The sequence below is a fragment of the Nitrosomonas sp. TNE100 genome (assembly GCF_055387135.1).
The window spans coordinates 2140996-2153329 of record NZ_AP040997.1; the positions used below are offsets into that span (position 1 = coordinate 2140996).

Here is a 12334-nt window from a genome sequence, read left to right on the forward strand (position 1 = left end):
TAACATTATGTATCAAACGCTTCGTCAAACAACCACGCAAGCCAATGCGGTTATAACAAGTTTCTTGTTGCTCCTTGCTCTTCTGGCCGGTTGCTCAAAATCATCCACTGATTCTCCTCCTCCTGCTCCGCAGGTTGAAGTCATCACTGTCACCACTCGTACAATTGCGGAAGAACCTGAATTCATTGGCCAAACCGAATCTTTCCGGCCGGTTGAAATTCGTTCACAGGTAAATGGCGTTATCAAAAAGATATTCTTTATCGAAGGCCGAAATATCAGAAAAGGTGACAAGCTGTACTTGATTGATCCAACACCCTTCAAAGCAGCCTATCTGGGTAGCAAAGCAATGGTTGCCCAGGCACGTGCCCGATTGGAGCAAGCCAACAAGGATCTTGCCCGGGTGCAACCCCTGCTGAAACAAAAAGCAGTCAGCCAAAAAGATGTTGACGATGCTATCGCAGAAGTACGTAGTGCAAAAGCAACTCTGGATACGGCACAGAACGACGTAATCAAGGCCAAATTTGACCTGGATAACACGCTCATCACCGCTCCGGTAGAAGGCCGGATCAACCGCAGTCAATTTTACGAGGGGCGTCTGATCGAAGCCCAAACCGATCTACTGACCACCATTGATCAGCTAGACCCCATGTATGTCAACGTAAATGTTCCGGAAAGTTATTTGCTGCGCCTTCGCCGCGAACTTTCCGAGCACAAACTTGAAAGACCTGAAAGTATTTTCCAGTTGCGCGGTGTAATGACTTTCTCTGATGGCAGTATTTATCCGGAAGAAGGGCTACTGGATTTTCAAGATATTGTAATACGACCCGAAACTGGCATGCTGCTAGGACGCTTCGCGTTTCCCAACCCTGCTAGTAAGAATGCTCCCGGAGAAGCTCATTTCTATCCAGGCCAGTTTGTTAAAGTTCGTATTAAAGGTTACAGCAGAGCAGATGCCATTCTGATTCCTCAGCGTGCCGTGCAACAACGACCAAGCGGCTCGTTCGTTTATATCATCAATGAAGGAAAGGTTGAACTCCGCCCGGTACTGGCCAGCGCATGGCGCGGCAGTGAATGGCTGATTGAAAGCGGCCTGCGCACGGGAGAACAAGTGGTTGTAGAAGGGATTCACAGAATCCATCCGGGAATCCAAGTAAACCCTGTTCCCTACCAGAGAGAAGAAAGCCAGACTTCCTCAAGCAACCATCCAGAATAAACCGCGTAAGGCGTGCCATGAATTCTCGTTTTTTTATTGAACGACCGATTTTTGCATCGGTACTATCCATCATCATTGTTATTGTCGGCCTGGTTTCCTTAAGAGATCTCCCGATCGCCCAATTTCCTGAGATTACGCCACCTGTCGTACAAATTGATGCGGATTATCCCGGTGCCAGTGCGGATGTAGTGGCGGAAGCCGTTGCGCGCCCGATAGAAGTGCAGCTTCCTGGTATCGATAATCTTCTGTATTACGAATCCACCAGCACAAATGATGGCCACATGACAATGAGGCTCACGTTCGAAATCGGAACGGATGTCGATATTGCACAAGTACAAACTCAAAATCGGCAAAAACTGGCCGAACCGCAACTGCCTGATGAAGTTATCCGGCAAGGTATAACGGTCAAGAAAACCTCACCTGATCTATTGCTGGTAGTTGCACTGAGCTCTACTGACCCCGCTCACGACACCATATTTCTGTCGAATTATGCTCTGCTCAGGGTACTCGATAATATCAAACGACTTCCCGGTGTTGGAGATGCTTCAATCTTCGGTGGTCAAAATTACTCCATGCGGCTGATTCTCGATCCTATCCGGATGGCACAACTTAATTTCACGCCGAGTGATATCGTCGCTGCCGTTCGTGAACAGAATCGTGATTTTCCTGCAGGTCGGATCGGCCGTGAACCTGTAATCAATGAAACCGAGCTCACTATTCCCGTTATGACCAAAGGACGGATGAGCGAGGTAAAAGAATTTGAAGATATGATCATCCGGGCTTACCCGGATGGCTCTATGGTGCGATTGAAAGACGTCGCACAAGTAGAGTTGGGAGCACAATCCTATGATCTGCAAGCCCGACAGAACGGGCGGCCAAATACTTTCCTGCTGACTTATCTCTCGCCTGGTGCCAACGCACTTGAAACAGCACAGCGTATCCGTAATGAAATGGATCGACTTGCTAAAGACTTTCCTCCCGGTGCATCCTATGATGTTCCTTACGACACCACTACATTCATTGAAGTTTCTATCTATGAAGTTGTAAAAACCCTGGCAGAAGCCTTGCTGCTGGTTGTACTGGTTGTTTTCATCTTTTTACAAAGCTGGCGTGCCACGCTGATACCGGCTATTGCTGCACCTATTTCCCTTATTGGTACATTTATCGGAATGGAGGCGTTGGGATTCTCGGTCAATACGCTCACCCTGTTTGGCATGGTGCTTTCCATCGGTATCGTGGTGGATGATGCGATTGTTGTGGTAGAAAACGTCGAGCGCCATATAACCAATGGTCTCACGCCCAAGAATGCTGCAATAAAAGCCATGCAGGAGTTATTCGGAGCACTGATTGCTATTGTTTTGGTGCTTGCTTCGGTATTCTTGCCCGTCGCATTTCTGGGAGGTATCACCGGCGAACTGTACAAACAATTTGCCATCACCATTGCATTGTCAGTCATGATTTCCGGATTCGTCGCACTGACACTGAGCCCTGCCTTATGCGCCTTGGTACTCAAACCCGGCCATGATTCTCCTAATAGATTCTGGAAAATTTTCAACCGAACGTTTGATTGGGCGCAGACTCGTTACGTCAGTATGGCCGGCACAATCATAAAAAAGTCGGTACTATCAATCTTCGTTTTTTTAATAGCAATATTTTTTGCTGTCAGTTTATTCAAAACAGTGCCGGGAGGCTTCCTTCCAGAAGAAGATCAGGGCTATTTTATTACGATAGTACAGCTGCCAGATGGCGCTTCCATTTCCCGTACCAAGAAGGTTCTGGAAAAAATAGAGAATTATTTTCTGTCAAATCCAGCTGTTCATTCAACTGATGCAATGGCTGGTATGAACTTTGTCTTCAGCAGCCGTGGTCCGAATCACGCTACGATGTTCGTGCCGTTGCATCACTGGGATACTCGAAAAAATTCCGATGAGCAAGTTCAAAGCCTGATTGCCAACGCCTTTGGTGAATTTGCAAAAATTCCTGAAGCATTAGTGCTTGCCTTTAACGCACCTTCAATCCGTGGACTAGGTGCTACCGGCGGCTTCTCAATCCAATTGCAGGATCCAAGTGGAGGAGATTTTTCAGAGTTTGCCGAAACAACACAGGTATTCGTAAACAAAGCCATGGAACACCCGGCTATAGGAATGGCCGGCACCAATTTTCGTGTCAGCGCTCCCAGGCTATATGCCCATGTAGATCGCGAGCGCGCCAAAGCTTTAGGCGTACCCATATCTGATGTCTTCGATACGATGCAAGCATATTTTGGCAACTTGTATGTGAATGACTTTATCAAGTTTGGCCGCGTCTACCGGGTACAAACCGAAGCACCGCCTGAGTATCGATCCAGCCCGAACGATATCAGCAATATTTACGTCCGCGCTCAATCGGGAACAACTAGCACAATGATTCCACTTGATTCTATAGTGACCGCCGAGTTCAACAGTGGTCCGGATCCAGTTACCCATTTCAACGGATTCAACTCCGCACTCGTGCTAGGCAGTGCAGCGCCAGGCTATAGTTCCGGACAGGCTCTGGATGCACTGCAAGAAGTGGCCAATGAAGTACTGGTGCCCAAGGGCTATACCATCGACTGGAGCGGAATTACTTATCAGGAAAAGAAGGCAGCCAGCGGACAAAAAATATGGATACTTTCCTTTGCCCTGCTTATGGTATTTCTGGTGTTGGCAGCCCTGTATGAAAGCTGGTCTATTCCGTTTGCTGTGATTCTGGCAGTGCCTTTCGGTATATTAGGAGCATTGCTAGCCATCTGGACGCGCGGACTGACTGATGATATTTACTTTCAGGTCGGGTTAATTACCCTGATCGGATTATCTGCCAAAAACGCTATCCTTATTGTAGAGTTCGCCAATGATCTGTATGCCAACGGTGCATCACTGACCGAAGCCGCTCTGGAAGCAGCCCGGGTTCGCTTCCGCCCGATCATCATGACCTCCATGGCCTTTATCATGGGGGTATCCCCACTTGTGATCTCATCCGGCGCAGGGGCCGCCAGTCGTATCGCTATTGGTACAACTGTACTAGGAGGCATGTTGGCAGCCACTTTCCTCGCTATATTTTTCGTGCCACTCTTTTTCGTATTAATCGGAAAAATCACACATCGAACCAGACGCCCCATTCCTGAAGTTGTACAGGTTGAAACTGGGAATCAGACAACCCTCACTGATAACCAGAAAAATACTAATGATAACTGATAGCTATCCATCCCAAACCTGCGTAAGAATTATCTCGCTGCACGAGGAGCTGAAAACAATACTGATACCCAAAACCGGGATAAAGAGGAACCTACAATAATGCTGTTGGAATGGATCCACCGGCATGCCCTAACGCTTGATAAAAAATTGAAAGACTTATAATATTTATTTACAGACAAATCCATTACTCACGATTCTCATGGATAATGGATGCAAAATAATGGCTTGATCACAACGGCTTGATCACAACCTTAGCGGTATGTAGTGGTATCCATCAAAGTGATTTTCAGGCGTCAGGAGGTGAGAGCCCTTCCTTGACAACCTCCAGCCCGGCACCACATTGCCAACATAGTTGAAAATTACTCGGATTTTCCTCACCACACTGCGAGCAGAAAACGCTATCAGTTACTTGTGGGGCCTGTTCATAGGCCGCAACAATCGCTCGCCCGCGATCATAGTCAAGATCACGTACTACCCAAACTTCCGGATAAGCATGGGTAAACGGAATTTCTCCTACCCCTCCCTGCGCATACTCATTGAACAATCTGGATGGAATATAAGCATTAGCCAGAAAATCTTGGATAATGTGCGCCTCCAGCAAATTATTGGCTGTATAAAGTTTTTTCATGCGACAAATTGTTATCCAACGCCCAAAATCATCGGCGTAAACCCGTGTAATGGGCGGGCATCGGCTGGATTACGTTGTTAGCTGCCGGAGCGTAACCGATTGCACCATCCGGTATAAGATCGGCAAAATAGAATCCATCACGCTCTACTACGTCGCCGACGCTTGCACAGAGTGACTCCTGGAACATCGGCCCTGCAAGGACGCACGTGTGAAACTCTCCGTTTTCGCCACATGGATCAACACCCTCCGGCAAATCGTTCAGAAAGGTATGATCGAATATCCGGCCAACGAATGATGGTGAAAGTTGCTTCGGATCAACGCACGTCACCACAGCGACGACCTCGGCATCAATCATACGATGCGCCAGGGAATCGGTGGGTTGATGCCAGATAGGAAACAATGGTTGAAGACCAGAGCCTTCGAGCTGCTTGACGCGGTACGCACGAATATCTGCCAGAAACAGATCACCAAAGGCGATATGCGTTGCGCCGCTCTCAACAACACTTTTGACAGCGTCGTGCATCTTGCGCTCATACACTTCATTGGAACACGGCCACGGCAACGGAATGATATGCAGTGGAAGTTCAACCGCACGAGCTTGCGCCTCGGCGAGCGCGAGCCGAGTTGAGTGCATTGCAACCCGCTCGTATGTAGTATTAACGGTCGTCAGGAGGCCGATAACCTCTACCTCCGGATCTTGCCGCAGTACATGCAACGACCAGGCACTGTCCTTACCGGTACTCCAGGAGAGAAAGACACGTTGCTTCATTGACCAATGCCCTATCGTTTCAGGTGCTAACACTCAAGATATAATCGGCACAACTCGCGTAGTTGGATGACATTATGCCAGCCGCTTGCGGGCACCGGCCGGATTGAATCGTTATGCATTCTTGACCTCGATAAACCATTTGGGTTGCATCGTATCGAAATCCTGGCGGATATTGGAAGACAGATAACTGGCCGAATCCAGCACAAAAAGTTGATCATTCAGCTTGAACACAACCCAGTCTCAGAAGTTTTTACCTTCTTCTTGATCATGCTTGATAGACAACAACGCCAAATCAGATAATGTGTCCCAGGACTCAAACGGAATTTCACCACTAGACGTTTCCACACCCGCGAGACAGCATATGCCGTACATACTGAGTATCCGACCACAGTGATTTGGCTACCCATCGCATTGGCGATAGAGCCTTCATCTCTGAATAGGTTTCCACACCCAAGTATTGGCAGCTGATGCAATCCGCATCCGGTAGTTTCTTCCTGTACGACTGGCTTGAGCACTGAATCACCCTTAATACATAACGCAATGTACAAAACAACTTATCCAATAAAACTTGTACAGATATTTGTATACGATATATCTTCAACTGAGTTGATGCCACGAACAATTTAATAAGTTTAATGCAAGTTCTTGTTCTTGGAATCAACCATATTTCTTGCGATTGCGACGACGACGACTATGTGCGCGTCGCGCTTCTTCCTCGGTCAAAGGTGGCGCTTTTTTGCCAGCATAAGGATTATGGCCTGTCCTGAACTCCACTCGTAGCGGAGTACCCTTTAACTCGAACACGTCTCTGAAGGTATTTTCGAGATAGCGGCGATAGGTTTGGGGAACATGATCAAGCATCGAGCCATGCACAATAATCAGTGGGGGGTTTTCCCCTCCCTGGTGCGCATAGCGCAGTTTTGGCCGTGATACTCCGCCGCGTGGCGGCTGTTGCTTGGCAACAGCCGCCAACATGACGCGCGTTAGCTTAGGTGTCGGGATATGCGCCATGGCTGCAGTGTAGGCAGCATCAACCGAAGGCATCAATGCTTTCACTCCATTGCCGTACAGAGCGGAAATATAATGCAGGTTGGCAAAATTCAGAAAGGCAAGCTTGCGTTCAAACTCTCGTTTGGTGGTATCACGCTGGTAGTCATCCATGCCATCCCATTTGTTGATTGCAATAACCAGTGCACGACCAGTTTCCAGTATGAATCCGGCAATATGTGCATCCTGTTCAGAGATACCGCTTTGCGCATCCAGCACCAGGACAACCACGTTGGCAGCTTCGATCGATTGCAAGGTTTTGACCACCGAGAATTTTTCCACGGTTTCCCAAACCTTGCCTGATCGACGCAAGCCTGCCGTATCAATCAATGTATAGCGGCGTTGGCCATATTCAAAATCAATATAAATACTGTCCCTGGTGGTACCTGGTTGATCAAAGGCAATCATCCGCTCTTCACCCAGAAGTGTATTGATCAGTGTGGATTTGCCAACATTAGGGCGACCGGCAATGGCAATGACGGGGTGCTTTTCCTGACCGGGCTCGGCTTCGATATCTTCTGCATACGGATAATCTTCCAGTGCAAAATCAATCAGCTCACCGAGATGTTCTCCATGCAAAGCTGAAACAACACAAGGTGTACCCAGTCCCAATTCATGGAATTCAACTGCTGCTGTTGAATAAGGCATCCCTTCGGCTTTATTGACGACGAGTATTATTTTTCGGCCAGTTTTACGCAGCTGATCTGCAATGATTTTGTCTTGTGAAGCCAGTCCTTGACGGCCATCGACGATAAACAGCACAACATCGGCCTCATCTACGGCCTGCAGGGTTTGTCTGGCCATGGCATGCAGGATGCCAGATTTGACTACAGGCTCAAAACCGCCGGTATCCACCACGAGATAGGGTTTTAGACCCAGCCTGCCGTGGCCATAGTGACGGTCACGTGTCAATCCGGGAATATCTGCCACAATCGCATCACGACTGCGAGTCAGACGGTTGAATAATGTCGATTTTCCGACATTCGGACGCCCAACCAGTACGAGAGTGGGTTTCATGATAAAGGAGATATGAAAAATGCTTTACCCGGAAAGCATAGAAAAATCCGGTTATTGCAAGGAAAAAGCGAAAACACCGCCTTTGAGTGTTTGTACTACAAAGCCATCCGGTAGATATTCAGCACGCGACAAAATTATGCCTCCATCCGTGGGTGAACGGGCAAGCAGGGAGCCATCCTGACGGTTGATCAGCGTAACAAACCCTTGATCATCCCCGACTACCAGCCGGTTACCTCTGACGATCATCAAGCCAGAGAGCTTCCGGCTGCCCAGCTTTCCACGCTTCCAGACGGCCGTACCACTACTTTTGTCGTAAGCAGCGACGATTCCATGTTCTTCGCTGATATATACGTGATGGTTATCAATCACCATCCCCATGCTGCTTGACGCATCTCTCGCCCAAATCTGATTACCGCTGGAAATTTCGAAACAGGCAGCACGTCCGCGATAAGCCACTGCGCACACCTGGTTTTCATCGACAATCGGCAGACTGCTGATATCAGTCATACGTTCCAGCTCGGTAACACCATGCGGTTGTGAAACAGTTTCTTCCCAGCCTACATTACCGGTAAGCAAATCCAGCGCAATTAATTTCCCGCCGGGGAATCCGGCAAAGACAGCACCCCGGGTAATTGATACTCCGACAAAACTTCTGACTGTCAGCGGCGGTGTGACACTTTGATAGCTCCAGATACGTTTTCCATCCGTTGCATTCAGACCAAATAATTTACTGTCACCGGTACGCACGACTACAATGCCACTGTCTGTCTTTGGCGGGCTCAAGACTTCACCAGGAACCCGGGATTGCCACAAGGCGTTACCCGCCTCATCAAATGCCAGCACTTCACCCTTGTAGGTTCCGAGCAGAATCATTCCTCCGCCAGCACCGACTCCTCCAGAAAGCTGGGATTTAGTCTCTACACGCCAGATCTCGCGACCTGTCACCGGGTCGAGTTTGACCAAACGTCCATCTTCATCAGCAACGTAAAGGGCTCCGTTATCGTAGACTGGCAAAAAAACTGCAGTTTTACTTTCTGCCAGCTTGACCTGCCAGAGCGGGTTGATCGGGGCCAATGTCTGTAGCGCAGCAATCTCGGCTTCATCGATTTCAACCTCATCTTCTTCACTACTGAAAAGATCAGTTAAATGTCCCCCTCCCAGTTCGCTCAAATTTGCGCAACCGCTTAGCAAGATCAGTAAAGAAAGGATACAGACACGCAGTGTCCGGCTGCCTGCATGAAAAACATAATCAAGGATCAATAACAGAATATTTCCAGCCACTATTAACGTTCTCTCAATGCATCCAGTTTCATCTGTACCACATTCCGGTAGGCACCCTGCGTATCCAGGCTGTCCAGTGCCTTCTGATAGGCTGCACGTGCTTCATCTATTTTCCCGGAAGCAGCCAGCGCATCTCCCCGCAAATCTGCATAGAGCCCGGTAAAAGAAGCACCATGCTGTGCGTTCAACAGTGACAGTGCCTGATCATATTTACCCTCATCCACTAGCACATTTGCCAGTCGTATCCGGGCAAGATCTTTCACTTCGGGTTCTTCGGTATGATCAAGCACCCATTGCAGCATATCTCTGGCAGACTGGTTATTACCTGCCTGCACTGCAGAATGGGCAGCAATCAGCGCTGCACGCGAGGCATAACCACTCCCGGGAAAACCTTGGATGAGCAGCTGCGCTGCATCTGTTATCTTTTCAAACTCACTTCCCTTTTCGACCTGTTGCTGGAGAACGGTATATAAATCAGCCGCCTGTCTAGCCTGCTCGCCCTTGTAATGATTCCATAGCCGGGTACCCACCACTACTGCTGCAAAAACAACTATAGTAAGCAATAACGTTGCGCCATTAGCAGACCACCAGGCCTTCAGCCGATCTATTTTTTCCTGTTCTTCAAAGTTGTATGCAGACATTATTTCTTACCTTCCATCTTCATTAAATATTTTCCAGAAACACGGCGACTTTCATCAAATCAATTTTGACTTGCTCCACTGCCTCACGTAATGACTTGATACTGACCTGCCCGGTTGCAGCCTCATCGTCCCCGATGATAGCGGCAAACCGTGCGCCACTGGCATCAGCTTTTTTCATCTGAGCCTTGAAGCTTCCCCCGCCGCTATGTAGCACAACCTTGAAGCCTGCATCCCGCAAGGATTCTGCGACTTTCCAGGAAAACCCAGCTGCAATATCTCCTTGATGAACAACATAAACATCAGGAACAGTGTGTATTTCAGCAGCCACATCAGTTTCACTGATCAGAGACAGTATCCGTTCTATTCCCATCGCAAAACCGCATGCCGGAGCTGGTTTGCCACCAATCTGCGCAATCAGTCCGTCATATCGTCCACCTGCACAGATGGTTCCCTGAGCCCCTAATTTGTCAGTCACCCATTCGAACACCGTGCGGTTATAGTAATCCAGCCCTCTGACCAGACGGTGGTTGATTTCAAAACTGATCCCCTGGTTACGCAAAATCCGCTGCAGTGCGTCAAAATGAATAAGTGAATCTTCATCCAGATCATCGAACAGATGGGGTGCACCTTCCAGTATTTCACGCATGCCCGGATTTTTACTGTCAAGAATACGCAACGGGTTGGTTTTCAATCGCCGGCGTGCATCTTCATCAAGCTCATCGTAAAATTTTTCCAAATAGCTGATCAGGCGCGCACGATAAATCAAACGTGATTCAATGCTGCCAAGCGTACTGATTTCAAGGCGCACATCCGGAATACCCAGCAAACGCCACAGCCGCGCGCACATAATGATGAGTTCTGCATCGATATCCGGGCCAACAAATCCGAGTGCTTCCACACCAACCTGATGAAACTGGCGATAACGCCCCTTCTGCGGGCGTTCATGCCGAAACATCGGGCCGCTGTAGTACAGGCGTTGGGGTCCGGAATACAGCAGATTATGCTCAATCACTGCACGTACACAGGAAGCTGTTCCTTCTGGACGCAATGTCAGATTTTCGCCATTGAGTTGATCAATGAACGAGTACATCTCTTTCTCGACGATATCAGTGACTTCCCCAATTGAACGGACGAACAAATCAGTCTGCTCAACAATAGGGGTTCGTAAATTACGATAACCGTAGGCAGCCAACCACGTGCGGATCGTATCTTCGAAAAACCCCCACAAATCACTTTCATCAGGCAGGATGTCGTTCATCCCGCGTACTGCCCTGATTGCTTCAGGCATTAGCTACTTTTTTCCGGTATTTGGTGCGCACGTATTCATCAACGATCACACGGAATTCGCCAGCGATGTTGTCGCCTTTCAAGGTAACGGTCTTTTGACCATCCACGAAAACCGGTGCCACCGGAGTTTCACCTGATCCGGGCAAACTGATACCAATATTGGCATGCTTGCTTTCACCTGGTCCGTTGACCACACATCCCATAACTGCCAGCGACATATTCTCGACACCTTCATATTGTTCGCGCCAGATGATCATTTGTTCGCGCACATAGATCTGAATACTTTCAGCAAGTTCTTGGAAATAGGTACTGGTTGTGCGCCCGCATCCCGGACAGGATGCCACCAGCGGAACAAACGCGCGCAACCCCATTGTCTGCAGGATTTCCTGAGCGACGATAACTTCACGCGCGCGATCTCCGCCCGGTTCTGGCGTCAGGGAGATACGAATCGTATCGCCAATTCCCTTGAACAAAAGCACCGCCAGTGCTGCTGTCGAAGCAACAATACCCTTTGACCCCATGCCGGCTTCAGTCAACCCCAGATGCAGTGCATAATCGCACTGCGCAGCCAACTCCCCATAAACCGCAATCAGATCTTGCACACCGCTAACCTTGCATGACAACACGATGTGATCCCGACCCAAGCCCAGTTCTTCTGCCCTGGCCGCACTTTCCAACGCAGAGGTGATAAGTGCCTTGTGCATGACCTGTGAAGCGCCTAACGGGTCTGGAGAACGCGCATTTTCATCCATGATCCGCGCCAGCATCTCCGGATCGAGACTACCCCAATTCACCCCGATACGAACCGGTTTGTCATATTTGCAGGCCATTTCAATCAGTATGGAGAACTGTTCGTCTCGCTTTTTCCCATGACCCACGTTTCCCGGGTTAATACGGTATTTGGCCAGAGCCTTTGCGCATTCCGGATAAGCAGTCAGCAACTTGTGTCCATTGAAATGGAAATCACCCACCAGCGGAACATGGCAATCCATATCATCCAGCCGCGCGCGGATTGCGGGAACTGTTCGCGCTGCCTCCATGGAATTGACGGTAATTCTGACAAGTTCGGAACCGGCACGCGCAAGCTGTTCAACCTGCTGGACAGTCGCCAGCTCATCAGCAGTATCGGTATTGGTCATTGATTGCACAACAATCGGTGCACCACCACCAATCATCACCGAACCCACTTTGACACCCACACACTTCCGGCGCGGGGCAGGTACGTTATTAGAAGACATG

9 protein-coding genes are annotated in these 12334 nt (G+C 49.0%); 2 read left to right on the plus strand and 7 right to left on the minus strand.

What is annotated here, in order from left to right:
• Positions 1-7: 7 nt before the first annotated feature.
• Entirely contained in the window at positions 8-1213 is a 1206-nt protein-coding gene (locus tag ACZ5EJ_RS10230) for an efflux RND transporter periplasmic adaptor subunit (RefSeq protein ID WP_074455933.1), read from the plus strand.
• Positions 1214-1230: 17 nt separating this feature from the next.
• The gene (locus ACZ5EJ_RS10235; RefSeq protein WP_011635179.1) at positions 1231-4425 is read left to right on the plus strand and encodes a multidrug efflux RND transporter permease subunit; all 3195 of its coding nucleotides are present in this window, start codon (positions 1231-1233) and stop codon (positions 4423-4425) included.
• Positions 4426-4711: 286 nt separating this feature from the next.
• Here ACZ5EJ_RS10235 and ACZ5EJ_RS10240 read toward each other — a convergent pair whose 3' ends face one another.
• From ACZ5EJ_RS10240 to ispG, 7 genes are all read right to left on the minus strand, one after another.
• Entirely contained in the window at positions 4712-5053 is a 342-nt protein-coding gene (locus ACZ5EJ_RS10240; protein WP_074456211.1) for a putative signal transducing protein, read from the minus strand.
• Between the two features lie 28 nt (positions 5054-5081).
• Positions 5082-5822: a Dph6-related ATP pyrophosphatase gene (locus ACZ5EJ_RS10245; protein WP_074456212.1), complete on the minus strand. Its 741-nt coding sequence runs from the start codon at positions 5820-5822 to the stop codon at positions 5082-5084.
• Between the two features lie 657 nt (positions 5823-6479).
• Complete coding sequence (gene der, locus ACZ5EJ_RS10250; RefSeq protein WP_011635183.1) at positions 6480-7886, minus strand: ribosome biogenesis GTPase Der; 1407 nt, start codon at positions 7884-7886, stop codon at positions 6480-6482.
• A 51-nt stretch (positions 7887-7937) separates the two neighbouring features.
• Positions 7938-9167, minus strand: a complete 1230-nt coding sequence (gene bamB, locus ACZ5EJ_RS10255) for an outer membrane protein assembly factor BamB (protein ID WP_074456213.1) — start codon at positions 9165-9167, stop codon at positions 7938-7940.
• A 2-nt stretch (positions 9168-9169) separates the two neighbouring features.
• Complete coding sequence (locus tag ACZ5EJ_RS10260; RefSeq protein WP_083331360.1) at positions 9170-9808, minus strand: YfgM family protein; 639 nt, start codon at positions 9806-9808, stop codon at positions 9170-9172.
• A gap of 22 nt (positions 9809-9830) precedes the next feature.
• The gene (gene hisS / locus ACZ5EJ_RS10265; RefSeq protein ID WP_074456215.1) at positions 9831-11096 is read right to left on the minus strand and encodes a histidine--tRNA ligase; all 1266 of its coding nucleotides are present in this window, start codon (positions 11094-11096) and stop codon (positions 9831-9833) included.
• Positions 11089-12333: a flavodoxin-dependent (E)-4-hydroxy-3-methylbut-2-enyl-diphosphate synthase gene (gene ispG, locus ACZ5EJ_RS10270; RefSeq protein ID WP_011635187.1), complete on the minus strand. Its 1245-nt coding sequence runs from the start codon at positions 12331-12333 to the stop codon at positions 11089-11091. Before ispG ends, hisS begins: the two co-directional genes overlap by 8 nt.
• Between the last annotated feature and the right edge of the window lies 1 nt (position 12334).